A 22,685-nucleotide genomic window follows, 5' to 3' on the forward strand; every position below is an offset into this window, starting at 1 on the left:
GAGGTAGCCTCGGTCACCGGGCGCAGCGCGGCGGGGCAAAAGCTGGGGGCGGTCTTTCCCCATCTCGCCAGCCTCGGACTCACCGTGACAGAGGCGCTCGGCAAGGTTGACGTTGCCTTCTCGGCGATGCCGCACAAGGAAAGCTCCGAGGTCATCCTGCCGCTGGTCGAAGCTGGCGTGAAGGTGGTGGACATCAGCGCCGATTTCCGACTCAGAGACGCTGGCGATTACCCGCGCTGGTACGGCTTTGAGCATCCCGCCCCCGAGCTTCTATCCACAGCCGTCTATGGCCTGCCCGAGCTGTACCGCAAAAAGGTCGCCTCAGCGCAGATTGTGGCCAACCCCGGCTGCTACCCCACCGGTGCCATCCTCGCCCTCGCTCCGGCGGTAAAGGCGGGGCTAATTACGCCCGACGTCATCATCGACAGCAAATCGGGCGTCTCCGGGGCGGGGCGGAGCCTCAGCCTGCAGACGCATTACGCTGAAGCCAACGAGGATGTTGTTGCCTACTCCCTGGGTGGGCACCGCCACCTGCCCGAAATAACGCAGGAACTGATGTTGCTCGGCCTCACCATGCCATCTGTCACCTTCATCCCGCACCTGATACCGATGACTCGCGGCATACTGACCACCGCCTATGCGCCCCTGGTCTCCGGCAAAATCGACAGGGGGGAAAAAGGGAAGGCGGAACTGCGCAAGCTCTACCTGGACTTCTATCAAAACGAGCCGTTTGTCAGGGTAACCGAGTACCCGCCCCACACCAAGCACACCTGGGGCAACAACCTCTGCCTGGTCTACCCCACCATCGACGAAAGGACCGGCCGACTTATTGTCATCAGCTGCATCGACAATCTGGTGAAGGGGGCGGCGGGGCAGGCAGTCCAGAACATGAACCTGATGCTGGGGCTGCCGGAGACAACCGGACTTGAGGCAATCGCTATTTACCCGTAAGCTGGCCTCAAGCGTGCGTCATTATCTCCAGCACTGAGCTGGCAAAATAAGCCTCGTTAAGCCGTGTCATGTCCTTTAACCCTTATTTCAGCCTCAATAGCCTCAATTTTCGAATTCACGGTTAGCTTCGTCACCACGCCTATGATAGTGCCCGACAGCGTACCATTTCTCAACATTATGTCAATTATTATAGTGATTGCCTCTTAGTGCTTGCTCTGCTATGCTTTAGGACAATGAGAGACAACTTCGGGCGCTTTGATTATATTAAAATAACCATTTATGGCTTTGCTCTGGCTGCCCTCTGGAGCAGCCTGCACAGTATCGTGCTGCCGCTCCGACTGCTTGACCTGGTTGCCGAGACAGAGAAAAATACCAAGCTCGGCCTGCTCACCTTTGCCGGTCTAATCCTGGCGATGATTGTCCAGCCGATAGTCGGCGCCATAAGCGACCGCTCGGGCTTCAGATGGGGCCGTAGGCGGCCGTACATTCTACTGGGCAGCCTGATTGGCATCCTGCTTCTGCCTGGAATAGGCCTGTTCCAGAGTTATGCCGCCCTGTTCGCTATCTACTGTCTGCTGCAGATGACCAGCAACACGGCGCAGGGACCTTACCAGGCGTTCATCCCCGACCTTGTCCCGCCGGGCAGGAAAGGGCTGGCCTCCGGCGTTAAAAGCCTGCTGGAAATTATCGGCGGCATTGCCATTGTCAGGCTCACCGGTTATTTCATGGGCAATTACGTCCCCGGCGAGGGTACTTTTTGGCTATGGCTTGTGCTGGGGACACTGGCAGCCGTTCTGCTGGGGGCCATGCTGGCAACGATAATAATGGTGAGGGAACCAGAGAGCAGAATAACTGAAAGGCAACTGCCTATATGGAAAACCCTTGTCCGGAGCTTCAGGATTGACGTAAGAAAAGACCGCGATTTCATCGTCTTTCTCGTTTCCCGCCTTCTTATCTTCATGGCGCTGGCCACCATCCAGACGTTCGCCCTCTTCTACCTGAGAGATGTCATCGGTCTGGCCAACCCGGCAACGGCCACGGCGGACCTTCTCATTGCCGCGGGCGTCGGGATGCTGCTTTCCGTTTACCCCGCCGGAAGGCTCTCCGATAAAATTGGTCGCCGACCCGTGGTCATTTCCTCTGGCCTTTTGGGAGCTGGTGGCATACTGGTTATCTTTTTCTCAACCGGCTACGGCGTGCTCATTGCCGGTGGCGCCATCATCGGCATTGCCACTGGAGCATTTATGAGTTCCAACTGGGCTCTGGCCACCGACCTCGTGCCCGGCGGTGAAGAGGCACGCTATCTTGGGCTGACCAACATGGCAACCGCCGGCGGGGCGGCTCTGGCACGCCTCATCGGGCCCGTAATCGACTATTTCAACCGTTTTGACGCCGGCCTGGGCTATCAGGTAATGCTGGGGGCGTGCTTCGCCTATTTTGTTGTAGGCTCATTGCTGCTTCTTAAAATCAGGGGGCAGCATTAGCCAAAAGAAGGCAGCAGCGCTTGCCAGCCCAGGGCCGCCAGCGTTACAAAAACAATGTACAGTATCGTCCTGCCCAGTCCGCAGAAGAGGATGAATTTCCAGAGCGGAAAACGGAGAATCCCGGCGGCAATCCCCACCAGGTCAAAGGCAAACGGTACCAGCGAAAAAAGGATTATGGCTGTGGCTCCCCACCTTCTCACCCACCCTTCTACCTTTCCGTACATTTTCCCTCGCGCCACAATCTCCCGTCCGCTGTAGCCGACAACATAACCGGTTATCTCCCCGATGGCGGCACCGATTCCTCCCAGAAGGCCCACAATTATCGGACCGGATAAACCGGTGCTGCCGTAAAGCAGAATTCCCAGATTGGACAATATCAACAGAACCGCACCCGGGAAGATAATGGTCGCATTGCCGATGAGGCTGATGAGAAATGCGCCCCAGTAGAAATGCGCCCTTAATTCGGCCAGCCTCTCCGGATGGCGGCCGTAGACAAGCTGCAGAGTCACGGTAACGGCAATAACGAGCAGAAGGGCTACGACAAAGAGTAGTCGCCTCTGTTTGGATTTCTTACCCGGTTCAACTGGTTGCGTTTCCATGACCGTGCTGTCCGTTTCCGGCAATGAACAATATGTAAAATGCCATTTGCCCGCAAGGGCTTATTTCTGCTATACTTGGCTCGTGTGCCCCCATCGTCTAGAGGCCTAGGACACCGGCCTTTCAAGCCGGCAACAGGGATTCGAATTCCCTTGGGGGCATTCTAATTCACCCACCGTCCCCAACGCAAGCGAGACCCAAGATGAACCCGCGTAGAAAGGCCCGCAAGGAAGAACAACTAACCGGTGAACTTTCCGGTAACCTCGCGACATACGAGAAGTTCGGCCTCTTCCAGCGCGCCATCACCCGCCGCACCGCCTACCGCTATCGCGGTGTACTTCTCCTGTACCAGAAATTCCTTGGCTAGGATACGCCATCGCTCGAGGCATCAAAAATATTCCTCGCCCACCTCCGCGAACAGGGCTACGCCCCGTCCACACTCCGCATCTACCGGGCCGCCCTCAAGGGATTCCATGAATGGCGAGGCGAAAACCTGGTCTTCCCCATAAAAGTACCCCGGCATCTTGCACCCTATATCGAAGCTGATGTCGTCGCCAGAGTGCTCGACCTGGCACGAGAGAATCCGCGTGATCACCTGGCTCTGAGGCTGATGAGCGACGCCGGGCTGCGGCGGGAAGAAGTGGTCTACCTGCAAGTAAAGAACATCAGCGGGAACACCATCCGCATACGCGGGAAAGGCGACAAGGACCGCACCGTACCGATGACCTCCGAACTTGCCGAGGCTATCAAGCCGATAACACAGTACATGAAGCCCCATGACCTGCGCCACGCCTTCGCCACCCGTCTCCTGGAGAGAGGGGTCCCGCTGAGGATGGTCCAGGAGTTGATGGCGCAGGGGATGCGGGAGGGCGCGGTTGGTTTCTCCACCGGTCTTGACTATTTCCCCTGCCGTTATTCCAACGAGGAAGAACTGATAAAAATTTGCGAAGTGGTTGCCGAATTTAACGGTGTTTCTGTCTGGCACTCGCGGCGGCGCGACCTCGGTTTAATGGAGTCCTTCCAGGAGGTCGTCAGAGTTGCCCAAAAGACCGGGGTGAAGGCGCATTTCTCACACTACGCGGTGTCCGACCTGGAAAATAAGGGCAAATCGGTAGAAATGCTGGCGCTCATCGATGAAGCGCGAGCTAACGGCATTGACATCACCTTTGACAGCTACCCTTACATTGCCCAGAGCACGCTATTGCTTCTCTTCCTGCCACGCTGGGTACACGAAGGCGGACCGGACGCCATCCTAGAGAGGCTAAGCAATTCAGAAACAAAGGAAAAGATATGTACTGATATAAGGTCGAAAAATATTCCCTGGGATAAAGTCGTCCTGACCTGTGTGCCCTCGGCGAAGAACAGCATCTATGTTGGCCAGACCATACTTGGGGCTGCGGAGATGGCGGGCAAGGAGGTGGTCGAATTCGTCTGCGACCTGCTGCAGGAAGAGGAGCTGGCGGTGGGCCACCTTGGCCTTCTTGGCAACGAGGAGGACCTGCAGCGCATCATGAAGCACCCGTGCCACATGTCGGGCAGCGACGGCATCCTCGTCGGGGACAGGCCCAATCCCCGCGCCTGGGGTACTTTTCCGCGCTATATAGCGCGCTACAGTCGCGAACTGGGCGTGCTAAGCCTGGAGGAAGTTATCCGCCATATTGCAACAGCACCGGCGCAGCGCCTTGGTTTACACGACCGCGGCCTGGTAAAAGAAGGCCTGGCCGCCGACCTGGTGGTCTTCAACCCGGAGACAGTAGCTGATAAAGCCACCTTTGAAGAGCCAAAGCAGTACCCGGTCGGCATTGACTACGTGCTGGTCAATGGTACGGTGGTTGTGGATAAGGGGAAACATACGGGGGTGCTGAAGGGGCGGGCTCTGCTTAACATTAATTGACACTTATGTTAAAATATAAAGCTTGAGCGGAGGAGTGTAGCTCAGTTTGGTAGAGCAGCGGTCTCCAAAACCGCCGGTCGGGGGTTCGAGTCCTCCCACTCCTGCCAGTAAGAGTGTGCCGAGGTGGCGGAACTGGTAGACGCGCTAGCTTGAGGGGCTAGTGAGCGCAAGCTCGTGGGGGTTCAAATCCCCCCTTCGGCACCAATTGAATAAGCGGAAGTGGCTCAGTGGTAGAGCATCTCCTTGCCAAGGAGAGGGTCGCGAGTTCGAATCTCGTCTTCCGCTCCAGAGGCGACGTAGCCAAGTGGATAAGGCGGGGGTCTGCAAAACCCCTATTCACCGGTTCGAATCCGGTCGTCGCCTCCAATTTTTTCTAGCTCAATAAGAATTGAAAGAAGCGATTTTCTCCAGCGGCTCCCGGTCGTGCGTAGACTTCACCTTTTTTCTATCGTAGTAGCCCACAGCAATCAGGATGTCTATCTTTTTCCCTTTCGGAATACCGAGCACCTGCTTCACCGCTGATTCTTTGAACCAGCCTATCCAGCAGGTACCGAGTCCCAGCTCTTCCGCCTGCAGGACAAAATGCTCGCCGGCGATGCCGATGTCAATGAGATAGTACCTTGTCCCCCGGAACATGCCGCCGATGCGGGCCAGGAACCTGCCTTTCTCCGAGACAATGACAACGATAACCGGCGCCTGTTTACAGAAGGCGTTGATGAAATACATGCCGCGGAAAGCTCTTTCACACAGCCTTTTTTTCAGTTCTGGCTCGTCAACGACGATGAACTTCCATGGCTGCGAATTGCAGGCGGAGGGAGCTGCCCGTGCCGCTTCCAGGCACATCATGATTTTTTCCCGTTCCACGGGTTTTTCCAGGAAACGGCGAACGCTTTTCCGCTGTTTTATCAGGTCAAAAAGTGTCATAACGTGCCTACGGTATACCCAGTATGAGGCCGATGGGACAGTGGTCGGAGCCCATAACCTCGGGCAGGGTGAACGCCTCGTTGATAAAGGGCAGCAGGTTTTCAGTGACGAAAAAGTAGTCCAGCCGCCAGCCGACATTCCTTTCCCTAGCTTTTGTTTTGTAGTCCCACCAGGTATACTGGTCCGGCTCCGGGTGGAAATGGCGAAACGTATCTACATAGCCATGAGCGACCAGCTTATCCAGCCAGGCCCGCTCCATGGGCAGAAATCCGGAAATTTTCTCGTTTTCCTTGGGCCGGGCGATGTCAATCTCTTTGTGCGCCGTGTTGAAATCGCCGCAGATAATAAGTCGGTCGCCCCTTTGCCGCATGGGCTCAACGAAGTCGAAGAAGGCGTCGTAGAAGTCCATCTTGTATTTAAGCCGTATGGCATCCTTCTTGCCATTGGGGAAATACACATTGAACAGCGTAAATTCAGGGTACTCGCTGATGATGACCCTGCCCTCAACGTCAAATTCGGCAACGCCGATGCTGGTTTGAATACCTGTTGGCTTCCCTTTGGTAAAGGTGGCCACGCCGCCATAGCCCTTCCGTTCCGGGTAGTTCCAGTAAACCTGGTAGTTTCCGGGTTCGCGCAGGCCAGCATCAAGCTGGTCCGGTGTGGCCTTGGTTTCCTGAAGACAGAGGATATTCGGCGACTCTTTATCCAGCCATTCGATGAAACTGTGCCTCTGCGCTGCCCTGACGCCGTTCACGTTCCAGCAGAGAATTTTGAACTTTTTCACCACACCTCTCCACCCAGAACCTTGAGCTTTAGCCTATCGATTTTTCAATCTCGTCTACTTTTTGCGGGGTCATGGGCAGCTCCGCGTTTTCCAGCACCGAGGTAAGCATGCGCAGGTTATCATTGGAGACGATGTTTTCCGTGGACGCTTCAATGCACAGTCTTTCGCCGGGCACCGTGTCCCGAAGCAGATTCAGTGCGTGTTTCCTGGTAGCCTCCGGCCCCATCATGTATACCGAGCCCGGGAAACCCACCCAGATTACTTTGTCCGGCCAGCAGGCAAGCGCTTCCCCGATGGAAAGGTCGCCCATTGGCGGCGGTGTCAACGCCTCGATAATGTCCAGCGGGGTTTTCGCAATCAGGTCTTTGAGCACCCCCACCCTGCCGTCCATATGACTGGCCAGCAGCTTGCCGTGCTTATGGCAGATTTTGGCCATTTTTTCGTACTCGGGCATGAAGTATTTCTCAAAGAGCCTCGGGTTGACCAGCACCCCATCGATGTTATCACCGCACCAGGTGATGTCCGCCGGCGATTTGGCGCCTATCTCGTACATTGCCTCGCGGCTCTTGGCAATAGCCTGATACAAATCCTCCACCAGGTCCGGATACTTGGCATGATGAATGAAAAATCTGCCCCCCTCACTCCCTACCCAGTCGATCATCAGTGTCTGCATCGGCTGGTGCGGCTGAATGTCCATGACGATGCCTTCATCGCCCAGCCAGTTCTTGGCCTGCTCAAGGGGGTAGTAGTCGGCAATATATTCGGTATGCTCCACGATGTATTTCACAACCCCATAGTCTTCCGGTTCTTTTATCAGGCGCGCAGTATGCCAGGGTGTTATGTCATTCCAGCCGCGCATACCATGCCATTGACCCGTGCCAGGTGCCCTCATCTCATCCTGGTAAACCGTCCCCACCGGTGTGGAAAAAACACGGTGGTACACCGTCTTCCCGTCTTTTTTCAGCCACTGTTCTGTGATATCCACGTCATGAATCTTCACCACATAACTGGGCCTTGCCCAGCTGATTCCCATCCCCCGGTTGCGACACTCACGCTCGGCCCAGCCGGTCTGCATATGACGCCAGTTGTGGAAGAAGGGCAACCTGTCCACGCGCTCCCGGTGGCTGGCCTTCAAAATCCTCTCTCGACGTGTCATCTCGGCCATTCTAGTTCCTCCTCTCCTGAGAACTGACCCATTCCACACACTTCTTAACGCCTTCCAGGGCATTGACCGCCTTGTGGTCAGCGCCGATGCTGGCAGCGAACTCCTCCGTTACCGGTGTGCCACCGAGAATAACCTTGACCTTTTCCCTCATGCTGCTCGCTTTCAGCGCCTCGATTACCTCGCCCATTTTGGGCATGGTGAGCGTGAGCAGCGCCGACATCCCCACAATTGACGGCTGGTGCTCCTTTATGGCGGTGATTATCTTTTCCGTGGCGACATCAACGCCCAGGTCAATCACTTCGAAACCCTGCACCCGCAGGAGGCTGGTGACGATATTCTTGCCCAGGTCATGGTGGTCTCCTTCCACGGTAGCGATTACCACCTTGCCCAGTTTGCTGGCGCTCTCGCCTTTGATGAACGGCGTCACCACCTTTACCCCTTCTCTCATCACCTCCGCCGCCACCACGAGCTCGGAAAGGAAATATTCACCCTTTTCAAACTTGTCGCCCACAATTGCCATGCCCGGAACCATGCCCTCATTAATGGCCTTATTCGGGTCGATGCCGGCTTCCATGGCCTCTCCGGCTGCCTTGGCTACCCCATCGAAATCAAGGCTGATGATGCTCTCCTTCAGTGCTGCCAAATACTTATCTTCACCCAATGACTGCCTCCTGAATCGATAGAATTACGCCTATGTTAACTTCAGTTTAGCTTACTGCCAAATCAAAGCGCACTGCGGTATATCTTTTCCACGTCCGCTTCGGTCAGGTCGCGCGGATTGGGGACAAAAAGGCGACTCTGCTTCATGCCGCCGGCCACGAGCCTGGGGAGGTCATCAGCCGAGATGCCGCAGGCGCCCAATTTGTCGGGTATGCCGATATCTTCAAGCAACCGATGCAGCCTGATAACGAGGCGTTCTGCCGCCTGGAAATCGGACAGGCCATCGGTTATTTCTCCCATCGCCTGTGCAATGCGGGCATATTTGTTCAAATCGCCCGTTTTATTGTAATCGACCACGTAGGGCAGCATGATGGCATTGGTCCGGCCGTGCGACATATGATACTCGGTATCCAGCACATAGGCCAGCGCGTGAACCGCCCCCACCCCACCGCTGCCGAATGCCAGCCCGGCCACCGTTGCCCCCAGCGACATGTTATATCTGGCTTCCACATTCTCCGCCTTGGCGTAAGCTACCGGCAAGTTCTCGCCAATCAAGCGGATAGCCTCCAGGGCCAGAACATCGCCGAAGGGAGTTGAAGTGCGGGAAACATATGTCTCCACAGCATGGGTCAGTGCGTCCGCGCCAGTATCTGCCGTCAACTTCGGTGGCATGGATAAGGTGAGCAGCGGGTCAACAATAGCTACATCGGCCAGATTATAATAGCTGAAAATGACTTTCTTATCATTATCTTCCTCGTCGGTTACCACAAACACCCAGGTGACTTCGCTGCCGGTGCCTGCCGTGGTGGGTATTAAGATTTTAGGGATTCCGGCGCGGGGAACCATCTCCCTGCCAACATAATCAAGCACCTTGCCGCCATTGGTGGCCACTATGGAAGCGCCCTTGGCAACGTCCAGCGAGCTGCCCCCACCCACCCCGATGATAATATCATAATGGTTTTCATTGACTTCCCTGGCACATTCATCCACCACGCGGGCCGGCGGCTCGGCCTCCACGCGGTCAAATATCCCGTAGTCTATTTTCAATGTTTTGAGCGATTCCTCAACTCCGGCGGTCAGACCGCTCTTAATCACCCCGGCATCGGTAACGATGAGCGCCTTTCCGGAACCCATCTTTTCCACCTCGGCGCCAACCTGAGATACGGTCCCATTACCGAAAATGATTTTATTAGGGGAACGGAAGATGTTCACTTTATTCATAATTCTGTCCATAGCTATTCAACGGGGCTGAACCCGGTCACGTGATAGATATATCGCGATGGAAACCCGCTCACCGCCCGGTTCACCTTCTTTTTCAGATGACACTTGCTTTTGCGCCTGTCCTCAAACTCGATTTCAAACACATCGCCTTCGTTGAGGGACACGTAGTCGACGAGGGTCAGTTCCCCCCACCAGTTGGCCGCCGCCGGATGCTCAAAAACGTGATAATTAACATCGGCAACAAACTCGCTATCGCCCAGTTTGTACAGTTTGCCTATAGCCACATTATCGCCCAGAATTGATTGAAGCTTATGGCTATATTAACTTACGGCAGATTGAGGTGTCAATCACGGTGGTAGAGAGATATACACGGTCGGTAAGGTTTGAAGATAGTTTGAAGCTTTATTCGGCGGTAGTGTCGTAATCTAGCTTTCAAATCGAATTCCAGCTTTCGATGCCTTTACTTTTAAATAGTTTACGAAAGCGGAACATGCAACAAGCATAAACTTGGCATCTTCGAAATCTAATTCGGGGTCGTCCATCAATTTGTGGCGTATACCGTCTTCATCGCTAGTCCAACCATACAGATGGTTGAACGCGTTATTTAAAGACGGGTGTATGCTAACTTTCCCTTGTCTTCGTATCTTGCCAAGAGCATCGCCTAACGTTGCTTTAGGATTGTCTGTTATAGTAGCACAAATTGTTTCAACCGCGCTAATTGATTCCTTGATTGAATTTCGATAGTCAGGCGATTTTCTATCAGATAGCAACTCTAACGCCCTTTTCAAATGTACAACCGTTCCTGATGGTTGCGAAACTTTAAGCGCATCTTCGATTTCTGCTATTTCTTCTTCAGCCGTTATTTGTGCTATCTTACCGCCAACAAACCTATATCCAGCTAATTCGCGCTTTAGAATGCGATTGCATTCATCCATGAACTCCTCATTAGTGGATGTATAGGCAAAATTATCTGCAACAAACTGTATAAAGTCGTATACTTCGTTCCAGTCGCAACTAAAAAAGTAGTCACGTAATTCGTGGTACACATGATGCCAACTGCTTCTTGGTATTGTATCTGTTGGCACTTTGAAATATTCATCCCAAATTCTATCCATTAGAAGATAAAGCCCTGTATGTCTGTCTAGATAGGCTTTTTCATTTTTAGACCAGTAGTAATTATCAAGCAAGTTCCATAGACAATTCCGCAAACTTTCATCAATAGATTCAATTTGCATATTGCTTCTGACTTGTTTATATCCGTACCTGTAAGAAAATAAATCACTCATATATGGAATTTTACCACATCTGAAATAATGAATTTACCGCCCGCGTTTAAGCGCCAGATATATACCGCCTCATAAGCAAACCAGTCCTTCTTCTTGACGCCCACCCTACCACCTATTACAATAACTTTATACGTGCCGGGGTGGCGGAATTGGCAGACGCAGCGGACTTAAAATCCGCCGGAGCAATCCTTGTGGGTTCGAGTCCCACCCTCGGCACCATTATTAAGGCCAATGATGCCCTGGTTATTTATACTGCTGGGTTATCTCCTCGGCGCCATCCCCACCGCCTACCTTGCCGGACATATGGTCAAGCACGTTGACATCCGTCAGGTGGGCGACCAGAATATGGGCGCCGCCAATGCCTACCGTCACCTGGGCCCCAAGACGGGAATTATCGTCGGGCTGGTCGGCTTCACGCACTTCATCAGGACAAGACGACAGATACCGCACCGCGTATAAAAGGGGGTACATTTGGTCAAGAAAGAAAGAAAGGGTTTAGTCCAGGTCTTCACCGGCAACGGCAAAGGCAAGACTTCCGCCGCACTTGGCTCAATACTTCGAGCCACCGGCCACGGTCTCAAGGTCTTCATTGTCTTTTTCATGAAGGGGAAATACCCCTACGGCGAGTTCAGTTCCCTGCCCAAACTGCCGAACGTAGAGGTGGCCAGCTTTGGCCTCAGGTGCCTTATTGACCGCAACAATATTAACCCTGAGGAAATAAAACAGGCGGAGCTGGCCTTGCAGACGGCCCGCGAGGCGATGCTGAGCGGGAAATACGACATGGTGGTTCTCGATGAGGTCAATGTTGCCGTTTACTTCAAGCTCATACCGCTTGACGACGTAATCAAACTCATTGAGGAAAAACCGCCGGAAGTGGAGCTCATTTTAACCGGCCGCTATGCCGAAGGCGCAGTTATCGAGCGCGCCGACCTCGTTACCGAGATGATAAAAGTAAAACATCCGTACGACCGGGGAGTGAAAGCGCGGAAGGGCATTGAATATTAATGAAGTAGGCAGAGCGGTTCATTGCCCTTGACTGAGTTAACCATCAGCGATAATATTAAATTGTAATATTCTGTAACATGGGGGTGAGATTATGGCTGTTTATGTGATGCTAAGTACATTAACCGACGAGGGGAGAAAAACGCTCAAGTCAAATCCGAAGAGACTCCAGGAAGTAAACAAGGAAGTTGAATCCATGGGCGTCAAGATACTGGCCCAATACGCCCTTCTGGGACCGTACGATTTCATCAATATCCTTGAAGCCCCGGACAACAAGGCCATATCCAGAATAGCCATTGAACTCGGCTCAAGGGGCACACTTCAGACAATGACTATGGCCGCTATGTCGGTCGAGGACCTCACCGGGTAACAGCCGGGAGTTTGCTGGAGTTATTTTGCGTCCCAAGCTTCTCCTCGGAACCAATAACCGGGCCAAGGTGCGCGAGTATCGGAGCCTGCTTCCCAACATTGATTACGAAATAGTGACCATGGTCGAACAGGGTATCTCAGTTGAGGTTGAGGAAGTAGGCGAAAGTATGGAGGAAAATGCCTGCTTGAAGGCGACGGTCATCGCGGAAAAGAGCCGGTTGCTTACTCTGGCCGATGATTCAGGACTGGAAGTGGATGCGCTGGGTGGGGAACCGGGGAGGCTTTCCGCCCGTTACGCCGGCGAAAACGCAACCGATACGGAGCGTGTTGAATACCTTTTAAAGCGAATGAATGGCATACCCTGGGAGGACAGGGCCGCCCGTTTTCGCTGCGTGATTGCCCTGGCAACGCCTGATGGGAGAGTGGAGCTATGCGCCGGCGAATGCCCCGGCTTCATTACATTTGAACCTCGCGGTGAGCACGGTTTCGGCTACGACCCCATTTTCTATCTGCCCGAGCTGGATAAAACCATGGCTGAACTCTCCCTCGCGCAAAAAAATAAAATCAGCCACCGCGGTCAGGCTGCAAAGAAGGCAGCACAGGCCCTGCGAAATATGGTATCTTAATTAATAGCTTCGTCTTTACGGGAGACATAGCATTATATGACCGGACTTTCTGACTCGTTTCAGCGCCCCATAGACTATCTGCGCATCTCGGTCACCGACCGTTGCAACCTGCGCTGTGTCTACTGCATGCCCACTGAGGGCATCGACCTGCTGGCACACGAAGATATCCTGAGCTATGAGGAGATATACCGGGTTGCCACAGCCGCGGCCGAACTGGGTATCAATAAGGTGCGAATTACCGGCGGGGAACCGCTGGTACGCATCGGCCTCTCCAGCCTCGTCGGGATGCTGGCACAGATAGAAGCCATAGACGACATTGCCCTCACCACCAACGGCATTCTGCTGGCCCGGTACGCCGACGAGTTGAAGGCAGCCGGACTGCGCCGGGTGAACATCAGCCTGGATACACTCAAACCAGATAAGTTCAGACTTATCACCCGCGGCGGCGACCTTGATGACGTGCTGGAGGGCATAGAGGCCGCCAATACCGCCGGACTTAACCCGATTAAGATTAACGCGGTGGTTATGGCCGGGAGCAACGATGACGAGTTGCTCGACTTTGCCCGCAAAACGGTCGATGAGGGATGGCACGTCCGCTTCATCGAACACATGCCTTTCAACAGTGAAATGGCCAGTTCGTCTTTCGTTTCGGTCAACGAGGTACGGGAGCGTCTGGCTTCGCTTGGTGAGCTAGAGCCCTGCACGTTCAAAGGCAACGGGCCGGCGAAATACTATCGCCTGCCTCAGGCGAAGGGCACCATCGGCTTCATCACGCCGATAAGCGAGCATTTCTGCTTTCACTGCAACCGTCTCCGCCTCACCGCCGATGGCAGGCTCCGGCCCTGCTTGCTGAGCGAACAGGAAATTGACCTGCGCCAGCCGCTGCGCCAGGGGATATCCGCCGAAGAGCTGAAAAAATTGATAAAAAGAGCGGTGGACAGCAAGCCGCGGAAACACAGACTTGCGGAAGGGCTGGTGCCAAAAGATAGGCCTTTCTCCCAGGTGGGGGGTTAATTATGAAAAAACTGACCCATATGGACGAATCAGGTCGTCCCAAAATGGTTGATATCACGGAAAAGCCAGACACCCACCGACAGGCGGTCGCCAGGGGCCTGGTGAGGATGCAGCCGGACACCCTTGAACTGATTAAAAAGGGGCGGATGGCAAAAGGAGACGTGCTTGCCGTAGCCCAGCTCGCCGGGATAATGGCCGCCAAACAGACGCCAGACCTGATACCGCTCTGCCATCCCCTCCTTATCGGCGATGTCGGAATCGAGTTCAATATCGATGAGAAGGAAAGCACTGTGGAAATCACGGCTACCGTAGAGAGTACCGGAAAAACCGGCGTCGAGATGGAAGCACTCACCGCCACCGCTGTCGCCGCCCTCACCATCTACGATATGTGTAAAGCGGTTGACCGGGGCATGAGGATAGAAAATATCCGCCTGGTGAGGAAAAGCGGCGGGAAAAGCGGCACCATAACCCTTGAATAGAACCGATAATTGTTATATACTATTGCACCATAGCATTAATTGGGGGTAATAATCATGAAGTTATCATGTCTGCAGGAGAACCTTAACCGGGGACTCAACATAGTAGGGAGAGCGGTTGCCGCCCGGACCACTCTGCCCATTACCAATAATATCCTTCTCACCACCGACCAATCTCGCCTCAAGCTCGCTGCCACCAACCTGGAAATGGCCATCACCTGCTGGATTGGTGCCAAGATAGAAGAAGAAGGTGCCATCACCGTTCCCGCCCGACTGCTCACCGAGTTCATCAGTTCCCTGCCCAACGATAAGATAGACATCAGCCTTTCGCCCCGCACCAAGACCCTGGAACTGAAATGTGCCCGCTTTGAGGCGCGCATATCCGGGGTCGATGCCAAGGACTTCCCGCCAATACCCAAGGTTGAGGAGGGAGTCACCACCAAGGCAGAGGTTGAGGCTTTCCAGCAGGGCATCAATCAGGTCGTCTTCGCCGCTGCTACAGAGGAGTCGCGACCGGTGCTCACCGGCGTTGATGCCCAGTTCAAGGATGATGTGCTTACCCTGGCGGCGGCTGATGGTTTCAGGCTGGCCGTCTTCCACCTGCCGCTCGCTGCGCCGGTAGAAGAGCCGGCCGAGGTCATTGTCCCCGCCCGCACACTCGCTGAGTTGAACCGCCTGATGGCCGACCAGGAGGAACCGGTTGAAATAACGGTAAATCCCAACAAGAGTCAGGCTTTGTTTCGTCTGAAAGATATTGAGCTGGTATCACAGCTCGTCCAGGGGACATTCCCCAATTACACACAGCTCATCCCTCAGAGCTCCAATACGCGTATGGTAGTCAGCGTCGACGAATTCCTGAGAGCAACGAAGACGGCTTCAATCTTCGCCCGCGATGGCAGCGGCATTGTTCGCCTTGTCATCACCCCGGGCGCCGCCAAAACGCCGGGCAAACTGACCGTTTCCGCACGCTCCGAAGAGATAGGTGATGACGTTGGGGAAATCGATGCCACAGTTGAAGGTGAGGAGTCCAAGATTGCTTTTAACGGGAAATACCTCACCGAAGTCCTCAGCGTCCTTCACGAGACGCAGGTAGCTCTGGAAACAACCAACCCCTCAAGCCCCGGGGTCATCCGCCCCATAGGCGTGGACAACTATCTCCACGTTGTCATGCCGATGTTTGTCCAGTGGTGATGTAGTAATAGTCTTAAAAAAAGAGGGGGCATCATTGCTCCCCTTTCTATTTAACATTCTGACGAAATGTTCAATAGAAAGAAGCTCTTGGACAAGGACAACTCAACTACTTAAAGTGTTCATTACTATTGGATTAAGCTTTTACTCTAAGGGCTACGAATATAATACCTGGTCCAGCGTGAGCCCCTAATGCAGGTCCCAGTCTAACTAATCGAATCTTCTCTTTGGAGAATATAGAATCCATACGCTCAGCTAGAGTCTGCGCTTCATCAGGCGTGGTACTATACACGATGGACAAATCCTCAATACCTGTGGTCTTTTTCACAAAGTCAACCAATCGTTCTATACCATCAGCACGTTTGCGAACCTGACCGGCCGACTCCAGTTCTCCGTCTTTCATCGTTAACATTGGCTTCACTGCCAATATTGAGCCTAGAAGCGCCCTTGTCTTACCAATGCGGCCACCTCGAGCCAGATATTTTAACGTATCAAGAAGACCGAGCAAACGGATACCGGGAATAATCCGTTTTACCTCTTCCGTCACCTGCGGTAAATCCTTTCCAGACTTGGTAATGGAGTTAGCCGCCATAACCAGCATTCCCAGGCCCATTGTCACCAACTTAGAGTCTACAACCTCAATTGGACACTCTGTTTCTACGAGTTCTTTGCCCCGTTGCGCTGAGTTACAGGTGGCGCTGATTTTACTGGAGATGTGAATGGAAATAATCCCGTCAGCGTCTTGAGACAGCTTCTCGTAGACACTGGCAAAATCACGCGGTGTTGGCGGTTCGGTGCTGGGATGAGCAGGGTCACTTATTAACCTCTGGTAAAATTCGTCTTCACTGATGTCCACCCGGTCACGGTAAACTTCACCGCCAAATTTAACGTAGACCGGCACCACGGTAATACCCAGCTCCTCTGCCAGTCCAGGTGGCAGGTCAGCAGTACTGTCGGTAACAATCTTGATTTTCATCAATCATTATCTCCCTTAATGTTTTAGCTGCTACAAGCCTCTGGATTAAAGCATATTACACTATTCATACGCCAGTGTTTCCCGCACGCTCATCTTGATAGCGCGGTATGCGGGTAACAGGCTGGCGACAACCGAGACAACCACCACGATTATGAACCAGGTAACGAGACCAATTGGTAGAAAGACGAAAACCAGGGGTTGGTCAATAATCATCTGTCCCAGCATAGCGTTGAAAAGCAGGGTCACCGGTATACTGAGGGGAATCGCTAACACCCAGCTGATGATTCCGATAAGCAGTCCCTCAATGAGGACGATACCACCCACCATGCTGTTGGAGGCGCCGATGGAGCGCATCACGCCAATCTCGCGGGTACGCTCCATCACGTTCAGGCTCATGATGCCGGCCAGCCCCAGCCCGCCAATCAGTGCCGACATAGCGGCCATTGCCATCAGAAACATAATCAGGAAATCGAACTGGCTGGCAATAGACCCGGCAAACTCAGCTATAGTGGACGACTGGCCAACCTTGATTCCGGCGTCTTTAAGACGCTGCTTAACGGCTTCTGCCTGCATGAATTGAGACTGTCCGTCTTTTTGTTCCGTACTGACACTCATCGTCACAGCCTGACCAGGATTCCCTCTGATTCGCGAAAGGTAGTTGAAATCGGCAAAGCCGACACCTTCCCAGGCCATCAGCATGATACCCGCTACTTTCCAGCGGTATTCCCTGTCATTTACCTCTACCACAATCTCGTCGCCAGCATGAACGTCCGACATCCATCTGGCCAATTCACTGGAGAGGACGATGGCATTCCGGTCATTTTCCTCCAGCCAGCGCCCCGAGAGCATAGTTGGCTGGATAAAGTCTGAATCAGGAGGCAGGCCGGTAACTTCAAACGAACCTCCTTTAGTCCCGTCCGGTTTGACACGCTTTACCCACAATGTCGTCCGGCCTTCCGCATGGACCACACCCGGCACCTCCTCGGCTCTGCGCTCAACCCCCTGGCTCGGATAACTGCCATCGAGACCGAGTATAACCTGGTAGTTAAAAGTTGAGTCTATAAGGTTATCAACTTCAGTCATCAGTGAGCCGCGCACATTCATAACGGTAATGAAGAGCGTACCGGCAAGGGTAAGTGTGCCCAGAGTCAGAAAAAGCCGCCCTTTACGCCGGAAGGTGTTTCGCAGGGAGAGCAGTACCGGCCGTGGTAGGCCGCGCACCCGCAGCAGCAGGCGGTCTAGTAGTCCGGACCCGCCTGTCCCCTCAATGCCATAACTGCTGATAGCCTCCCGTACGGTTACTCGCACGCCCCCCAGGACAGGTATTATGGAAGCGACTATGGGTACCAGCAACGCCACGATCAACTGTAAAAGGAAAATAGACAAAGGCAGGTAGAAATGAAGCATATCGAGATTTAAAAACTGGTTAACCGCAACGATGAATAAATAGGCCAGCCCCATGCCAACGGGTAACGCCACCACCAGCGCCAGCAGGCCGTAGAATGCCACCAGCACCAGGTAGAGACTCATGATCTGCCTTCCCGTGCCACCAACAGCTTTCATCATACCCACCTGGCGTCTTTGTTGGGTGAGCATTGCCGAGATGGTATTTATCACCAGGAAGCCGCTGAGGAGGAGCGCGAAGATACCAATGAAATTCAAGATGAGTGTGAAGCTTTGTGTGGTATCTCTGCCCCAGTGCTCGCCGGGTTCAAGGACGTTGACTGAACCAACAGAAAACCCGGTGCGTTGCAATCGGTCCCTGAGTTCATCGGCCACCACTTCAAGCCTGGCCAGATTGTTAAATTCCTCTTGGGCGACAATCTCAAGGCGGTTGTAGGTTTCACCGAAGCCGAGCCACCCCATCGTTTTCATAGAAACGTAGCCGGTTAGCTGCGGATTCAGATTCGCCGGAACAGCATTTAAATCGTGGACGGTCCCGGTAATATTCAGCTCATACTGTTGCCCGTCAGACAACTCGATGATAATATTATCGCCAATCTGAACACCGGGGAGTGAAACCGAAGCACGCTCGAAGAGAATCTCACGCCGACCGGGTGGCCATTTCCCTTTCTCTGAAGTAATACGGTTGAGTTTTATATGCTCATAATCGTCATAGGCATAGAGGTTGAGGTTAAATGTTCTAGCCTGTCCCACCAGTTTAACCGAGCGCAACGCCCGGCCTTGTGCGTCAACAACTTGTTCCTGGCGACGAGCCCAGCGTACCAGGCTGTCATCAAAGGCGGGGATGCTCATGGTAATGGTGGAAGCATTATAATCGTGGAACTGCGTATCCATATCCGAGACCAGCACTTCCTGGGTGATGAAGACGCTGCCGAAGGCAAAAACACCAACAGCAATTGCCATCACCACCAGAAAAGTCCTGGTTTTGTTACCCCAAAGGTCGCGGATTACTTTGCGCCAGCGTGGATCAATCATTACCACCCGTTTCCTTGGCGATTATTCTGAGGCGCTCCTGTGCAACACCATCTATCTGTTTTCTGGTGGTTTTAGACTCACCAACTAATTGGTTAAAGTCTGACTTGTTAAGCACGGCTACTTCAACATCGGTATCGGGAGCGGCACGAATAGTAACCATTCTTGGACCGCCGTGAAGCAAGGCAACCTCGCCAAAGTATTGGCCACTCTCGACGCGGGAGACAACAAGCTCCTGCCCGCCTGGTATGTGCAAATGAACTTCTACATACCCCTTGGTGACGATAAAAAACTTGTCGGCTGCCTCTCCCTTTTGGATAATGACGGAACCAGGAAGATATTTTTCCTGCTTTAATTTTGATGTCACCCAGACTAATTGTGGTTGAGTAAGCGAAGGGAAGGTTCGAGACAAATACTCTTCGATTATCTCACCGTCAGCGATGACAATCGTACGTTTAACTCGTCGTGCCTGGTCGCCGTCGTGTGTTACCATAAGAACTGTCTTGCCACCGGCTACCAGTGCCTCAAACAGACTGAATACCCGTTCTGATGTCTTTGAATCGAGATTACCGGTGGGCTCATCTGCTATGATAATAGGTGGGTCGTTGGCAAGCGCTCGGGCGATGGCGACGCGCTGCTGTTCGCCGCCGGAAAGCATAGCCGGTAGTTTGTTGGCATGGCCGGCGACGCCAACGAGGTCGAGGACGCTGAAAGCCCTTTCACGGCGTTGCCGTGGATTGTACATCTTACAGAAATCCATCGGAAGCATGACGTTTTCAAGTACCGTCAACATTGGCAGAAGTTGAAAGAACTGGAAGACAATACCCAGATTGCGACCGCGCCACTGCGCCACCCTTCCTTCACTCAAAGTATGTATCGGTGTGCCGGTGACGTAAACCTCCCCTTTAGTGGGACGGTCAATGCCGGTAATCATATTGATCAGCGTAGACTTACCACTACCAGACTTGCCAATCACGCCAACGAACTCACCATTGCCAATTTCAAGCCTGATGTTATTCAGAGCAAAAAAATCGCCGGCCTCGGTCTGATACGTCTTGACAACATTTTGCAACTGGATGAGGTACTCGTCATACCGGTGGATATCGCTTTCTTTAAACGTTTGTCTTGATAAAAACTTGAACATTGGCATTTCCCCACTTCATATAAGTATTATTTATCATGCTATCGGTGAGCATATCTCCGTGGATGACCGAGGTCCAGTTTATCTTTCCACTGCGATTACGATTACTTCACCTTCATCAAGCCCGCTCAAAATCTCGGTATGTGAGCCATCGCTGATGCCGGTAACCACTCTTCTCTCCTCAGTTAACTCATTGGCCATAATCATTACTATCGAATTGCCCTGACTATCCAGTCTGATAGTCTGGTTCGGCACCAGAAGTACGTTGCTGCGTTCATCAATGACAATGTCAGCCGTAGCGCTCATACCACCTCTAAGTTCAAAGTCTTGCGGAACATCAAAGCCGATTTTTACGTCATATAACACCAAACCAGGCTCTTCCCTTGACATCGGGGGTATAAAGGTAACCTCGCCCCCGAGTTCAACACCGGGTAGGGCATCAATACTGATGATAGCTCTTTGCCCCAGCTTTACGCTTGGTATATCTATCTCATCCACTTCTACCTCCAGCTCTAAGCTGGTGAGGTCCACAAAATAGGCGATTGTGGTAGTAGCTGAGACACTGTCTCCTTCATCAACATCCACCCTGGCTACCACCCCATCAAATGGCGCAGTGAGAGTTGCCTCACTGAGTTGCTTCTGTGCCAGTGCCAGGGACTGCCGGGTTTCTACCAGAGACCGCTGTTCTTGTTCTAAAGATTGTTGAGCCAGTTTTTCAGAACGTCGAGCCTGCTCCAGAGACTGTTCCGCTAGCTCAAGAGTTAGCTGAGTTAACTCCAGGGACTGTTGCGCCAGCTCCAGTTCCAAATTCTTAATGTCTACTTCCTGCGGGTCAGCGCCGGCAAGCATTGCCTCCAAGATGTCTTTAGCTGTGTCCAACCTTTTCTGAGCGTGAATTACCGCCTTCTGCTGCCATTCCAATGCAAAGTCTGAAGCTTGCTCTACATTCCGCAGAGCCTGATCTAAATACCTCTGCGCTTCATCTACATCGGCCTGTGCCGACCGAATGTCTCGTAAAATATACTCGTCTTTGGCTTCAAACAAGTTGTACTCGGCAGTTTCCAGAGCTACCTGTGCCTCGGTTACGGCTACCTCTTTCTCGGTTAGAGCTACTTCTGCCTCAGTTACGGCTACCTCTTTTTCGGTTAGAGCTACCTCCGCTCGGGTTACCGCCACTTGCTGTTCTGTTAAAGCCAGCTCCGCCTGAGTTACCGCTAACTCCAGAGCATCGGTATCAAGTTTGGCCAGTACATCATTTTTACTGACTTTATCACCTTCCTCGACGTATACCTCCTCTACTTTACCCACACTGCCGAAGGACAACTGTCTTTCTTCGGCAATAGCTATATTACCAATGCCATTGATGGTGACAGCCAAATCCCCTCGCGTCACCTCAATTACCTGTTGGTTAGACTCCGCCTCGCTGCCACCAAATGGATTACAGGCAGTAACGCTAACAAAAATTAGGCATAACATTGATAAAACAGCCACGATTTGTCGACCCTTCATCTGATTAATCTCCTTTCTCCACTGTTCTGCAACTTCTTCTACAAAGGTGCGTCGTTTTATTATAGATTATCTTCTCCAGCGATAATATGGTACTTTCACGTACTTTATATTGAAAAACTTCCCTGAATTATAGATGAATCCGATACCCCTGTAAATCAGGTTTAACTTATAAACGAAATGAATGGCATGGTTTAGTGGTGCTTTTATGCAGTTTAGATAGTCTGGGTAGTAATTACTGAATAGTTACTTTAGAAGTCAGAAATAGGGTCGATAGTTTAATCACCAGCCCTGTTGAAATATGGAAAATATCTCGATCATCGATAACTAGTTTGTCAAAATAAAAAGGAATCTTTTTACGGCATACAATTAGCTTAGGTTGTTCAATAGATCTTTATGACACGAGTTAATTGTTCACTAGTGACGTCGAATTTGCGATCAGAACCCTCGATGTGGCTATATCTATGAACATACATCCTAATATTTGTGAAGTGGTGATTATGTCAACTAGCAATTACAGGGGAGCATAAATGCTCCCCTTTCTAACTTATCTCTTCTCTTGGAACCTCTTCAGTTTAGCTTTGAGCTTTGGCGTACTCCAGACCTTGCGGTTCACCAGTTTTTCTGGAATCTCCCCTCGTAGAATATTCTCCACCTGTTCCTTCCATTCATAGGCCATATCTATGAAATGCTCACCAGTGTGGCACAGGAAGTGGGGCGATACGATGACGTTCTCCATCCTGAGAAGCGGGTTATCGGCGGGCACCAGTTCCTGCTCAAATACGTCCAGCCCGGCACCCTGTATCCACCCTTCCTGAAGAGCCTTTATAAGCGCCTTCTCATCAATAATCGGTCCGCGGGCGGCATATCATCGAACACCCCTGGTCCCGGACCGGGCATAATGAAATTGCCTTCTGCATCGAAAAAATCCCGGGTAAAGCCCAATCTAATCTTTCTTGGCATAGTCCCTCCCCGCTTTCCTTGA

Annotated in this window: 26 protein-coding genes and 6 tRNA genes; 17 read left to right on the forward strand and 15 right to left on the reverse strand. The window is 52.6% G+C overall.

Annotated elements, in window-relative coordinates; translation table 11 throughout:
• A partial coding sequence (argC, locus tag KKD83_01345) for an N-acetyl-gamma-glutamyl-phosphate reductase (protein MBU2534798.1) occupies nt 1-951 on the forward strand: 951 nt, incomplete at its 5' end.
• 233 nt (nt 952-1,184) lie between these two features.
• Complete coding sequence (locus KKD83_01350; GenBank protein MBU2534799.1) at nt 1,185-2,435, forward strand: MFS transporter; 1,251 nt, start codon at nt 1,185-1,187, stop codon at nt 2,433-2,435.
• Here KKD83_01350 and KKD83_01355 read toward each other — a convergent pair.
• Nucleotides 2,432-3,034, reverse strand: a complete 603-nt coding sequence (locus tag KKD83_01355) for a VTT domain-containing protein (protein ID MBU2534800.1) — start codon at nt 3,032-3,034, stop codon at nt 2,432-2,434. The two genes, KKD83_01350 and KKD83_01355, sit on opposite strands and share 4 nt — an antisense overlap.
• Before the next feature lie 86 nt (nt 3,035-3,120).
• On the opposite strand from KKD83_01355, the gene KKD83_01360 reads away from it, so the two are divergent.
• Together KKD83_01360 and KKD83_01365 are read left to right on the forward strand one after the other, a co-directional pair.
• Nucleotides 3,121-3,193 (forward strand) — tRNA-Glu (locus KKD83_01360).
• A gap of 41 nt (nt 3,194-3,234) precedes the next feature.
• Nucleotides 3,235-3,399 carry a hypothetical protein gene (locus KKD83_01365; protein MBU2534801.1) on the forward strand — a complete coding sequence of 55 codons (165 nt, stop codon included), beginning with the start codon at nt 3,235-3,237 and terminating at the stop codon, nt 3,397-3,399.
• Between the two features lie 21 nt (nt 3,400-3,420).
• On the opposite strand, the gene KKD83_01370 is transcribed toward KKD83_01365, so the two are convergent.
• Nucleotides 3,421-3,627, reverse strand: a complete 207-nt coding sequence (locus KKD83_01370; GenBank protein ID MBU2534802.1) for a hypothetical protein — start codon at nt 3,625-3,627, stop codon at nt 3,421-3,423.
• 15 nt (nt 3,628-3,642) lie between these two features.
• Between KKD83_01370 and KKD83_01375 the strand changes: the two genes are divergently transcribed.
• The 5 genes from KKD83_01375 (at nt 3,643) to KKD83_01395 (ending at nt 5,292) form a co-directional block, all read left to right on the forward strand.
• Nucleotides 3,643-4,926: an amidohydrolase family protein gene (locus KKD83_01375; protein MBU2534803.1), complete on the forward strand. Its 1,284-nt coding sequence runs from the start codon at nt 3,643-3,645 to the stop codon at nt 4,924-4,926.
• A gap of 30 nt (nt 4,927-4,956) precedes the next feature.
• Nucleotides 4,957-5,033 (forward strand) — tRNA-Trp (locus KKD83_01380).
• Between the two features lie 10 nt (nt 5,034-5,043).
• Nucleotides 5,044-5,130: transfer RNA gene (locus KKD83_01385), tRNA-Leu, on the forward strand.
• Between the two features lie 9 nt (nt 5,131-5,139).
• Nucleotides 5,140-5,214 (forward strand) — tRNA-Gly (locus KKD83_01390).
• 2 nt (nt 5,215-5,216) lie between these two features.
• Nucleotides 5,217-5,292: transfer RNA gene (locus tag KKD83_01395), tRNA-Cys, on the forward strand.
• Between the two features lie 12 nt (nt 5,293-5,304).
• Here KKD83_01395 and KKD83_01400 read toward each other — a convergent pair.
• The 7 genes from KKD83_01400 to KKD83_01430 all read right to left on the reverse strand — a co-directional run bounded on the left by KKD83_01400 (nt 5,305) and on the right by KKD83_01430 (nt 10,966).
• Nucleotides 5,305-5,850 carry a nitroreductase family protein gene (locus KKD83_01400; protein ID MBU2534804.1) on the reverse strand — a complete coding sequence of 182 codons (546 nt, stop codon included), beginning with the start codon at nt 5,848-5,850 and terminating at the stop codon, nt 5,305-5,307.
• Nucleotides 5,851-5,857: 7 nt separating this feature from the next.
• Nucleotides 5,858-6,634 (reverse strand): exodeoxyribonuclease III, encoded by a 777-nt coding sequence (gene xth / locus KKD83_01405; GenBank protein ID MBU2534805.1) that lies wholly within the window; start codon nt 6,632-6,634, stop codon nt 5,858-5,860.
• Nucleotides 6,635-6,662: 28 nt separating this feature from the next.
• Nucleotides 6,663-7,799 (reverse strand): hypothetical protein, encoded by a 1,137-nt coding sequence (locus tag KKD83_01410; protein ID MBU2534806.1) that lies wholly within the window; start codon nt 7,797-7,799, stop codon nt 6,663-6,665.
• A 1-nt stretch (nt 7,800) separates the two neighbouring features.
• Complete coding sequence (locus KKD83_01415) at nt 7,801-8,460, reverse strand: corrinoid protein (protein ID MBU2534807.1); 660 nt, start codon at nt 8,458-8,460, stop codon at nt 7,801-7,803.
• 62 nt (nt 8,461-8,522) lie between these two features.
• A complete protein-coding gene (locus KKD83_01420; GenBank protein ID MBU2534808.1) occupies nt 8,523-9,680 on the reverse strand; it encodes an iron-containing alcohol dehydrogenase in 1,158 nt (385 codons plus the stop codon).
• Nucleotides 9,681-9,694: 14 nt separating this feature from the next.
• Nucleotides 9,695-9,964 carry a hypothetical protein gene (locus KKD83_01425; protein MBU2534809.1) on the reverse strand — a complete coding sequence of 90 codons (270 nt, stop codon included), beginning with the start codon at nt 9,962-9,964 and terminating at the stop codon, nt 9,695-9,697.
• Nucleotides 9,965-10,105: 141 nt separating this feature from the next.
• Nucleotides 10,106-10,966: a hypothetical protein gene (locus tag KKD83_01430; GenBank protein ID MBU2534810.1), complete on the reverse strand. Its 861-nt coding sequence runs from the start codon at nt 10,964-10,966 to the stop codon at nt 10,106-10,108.
• 134 nt (nt 10,967-11,100) lie between these two features.
• Here KKD83_01430 and KKD83_01435 point away from each other — a divergent pair.
• The 8 genes from KKD83_01435 (at nt 11,101) to dnaN (ending at nt 15,644) form a co-directional block, all read left to right on the forward strand.
• Nucleotides 11,101-11,185: transfer RNA gene (locus tag KKD83_01435), tRNA-Leu, on the forward strand.
• Between the two features lie 15 nt (nt 11,186-11,200).
• Nucleotides 11,201-11,425, forward strand: a complete 225-nt coding sequence (locus KKD83_01440; protein MBU2534811.1) for a glycerol-3-phosphate acyltransferase — start codon at nt 11,201-11,203, stop codon at nt 11,423-11,425.
• Nucleotides 11,426-11,437: 12 nt separating this feature from the next.
• Nucleotides 11,438-11,971 (forward strand): cob(I)yrinic acid a,c-diamide adenosyltransferase, encoded by a 534-nt coding sequence (cobO, locus tag KKD83_01445; protein ID MBU2534812.1) that lies wholly within the window; start codon nt 11,438-11,440, stop codon nt 11,969-11,971.
• Nucleotides 11,972-12,062: 91 nt separating this feature from the next.
• The gene (locus KKD83_01450; GenBank protein ID MBU2534813.1) at nt 12,063-12,338 is read left to right on the forward strand and encodes a GYD domain-containing protein; all 276 of its coding nucleotides are present in this window, start codon (nt 12,063-12,065) and stop codon (nt 12,336-12,338) included.
• A 25-nt stretch (nt 12,339-12,363) separates the two neighbouring features.
• Complete coding sequence (locus tag KKD83_01455) at nt 12,364-12,963, forward strand: XTP/dITP diphosphatase (GenBank protein ID MBU2534814.1); 600 nt, start codon at nt 12,364-12,366, stop codon at nt 12,961-12,963.
• Nucleotides 12,964-12,999: 36 nt separating this feature from the next.
• Entirely contained in the window at nt 13,000-13,977 is a 978-nt protein-coding gene (gene moaA, locus KKD83_01460) for a GTP 3',8-cyclase MoaA (GenBank protein MBU2534815.1), read from the forward strand.
• Nucleotides 13,978-13,979: 2 nt separating this feature from the next.
• Nucleotides 13,980-14,456, forward strand: coding sequence for a cyclic pyranopterin monophosphate synthase MoaC (gene moaC / locus KKD83_01465; GenBank protein MBU2534816.1), 477 nt, complete (start codon nt 13,980-13,982; stop codon nt 14,454-14,456).
• 54 nt (nt 14,457-14,510) lie between these two features.
• The gene (gene dnaN, locus KKD83_01470; GenBank protein ID MBU2534817.1) at nt 14,511-15,644 is read left to right on the forward strand and encodes a DNA polymerase III subunit beta; all 1,134 of its coding nucleotides are present in this window, start codon (nt 14,511-14,513) and stop codon (nt 15,642-15,644) included.
• A gap of 133 nt (nt 15,645-15,777) precedes the next feature.
• On the opposite strand, the gene KKD83_01475 is transcribed toward dnaN, so the two are convergent.
• The 6 genes from KKD83_01475 to KKD83_01500 form a co-directional block, all read right to left on the reverse strand.
• Entirely contained in the window at nt 15,778-16,617 is an 840-nt protein-coding gene (locus KKD83_01475) for a DegV family protein (protein MBU2534818.1), read from the reverse strand.
• 60 nt (nt 16,618-16,677) lie between these two features.
• The gene (locus KKD83_01480; GenBank protein ID MBU2534819.1) at nt 16,678-19,056 is read right to left on the reverse strand and encodes an ABC transporter permease; all 2,379 of its coding nucleotides are present in this window, start codon (nt 19,054-19,056) and stop codon (nt 16,678-16,680) included.
• Nucleotides 19,049-20,197, reverse strand: a complete 1,149-nt coding sequence (locus KKD83_01485) for an ATP-binding cassette domain-containing protein (GenBank protein ID MBU2534820.1) — start codon at nt 20,195-20,197, stop codon at nt 19,049-19,051. Before KKD83_01485 ends, KKD83_01480 begins: the two co-directional genes overlap by 8 nt.
• Before the next feature lie 78 nt (nt 20,198-20,275).
• Nucleotides 20,276-21,703, reverse strand: a complete 1,428-nt coding sequence (locus tag KKD83_01490; GenBank protein MBU2534821.1) for an efflux RND transporter periplasmic adaptor subunit — start codon at nt 21,701-21,703, stop codon at nt 20,276-20,278.
• A 544-nt stretch (nt 21,704-22,247) separates the two neighbouring features.
• Nucleotides 22,248-22,550, reverse strand: coding sequence for a hypothetical protein (locus KKD83_01495; GenBank protein MBU2534822.1), 303 nt, complete (start codon nt 22,548-22,550; stop codon nt 22,248-22,250).
• On the reverse strand, nt 22,526-22,663 hold the full coding sequence (locus KKD83_01500) for a hypothetical protein (protein ID MBU2534823.1): 138 nt from the start codon (nt 22,661-22,663) through the stop codon (nt 22,526-22,528). Before KKD83_01500 ends, KKD83_01495 begins: the two co-directional genes overlap by 25 nt.
• Nucleotides 22,664-22,685: the final 22 nt, after the last annotated feature.

Source organism: Chloroflexota bacterium (assembly GCA_018829775.1).
Classification (GTDB): Bacteria; Chloroflexota; Dehalococcoidia; order Dehalococcoidales; family RBG-16-60-22; genus E44-bin89.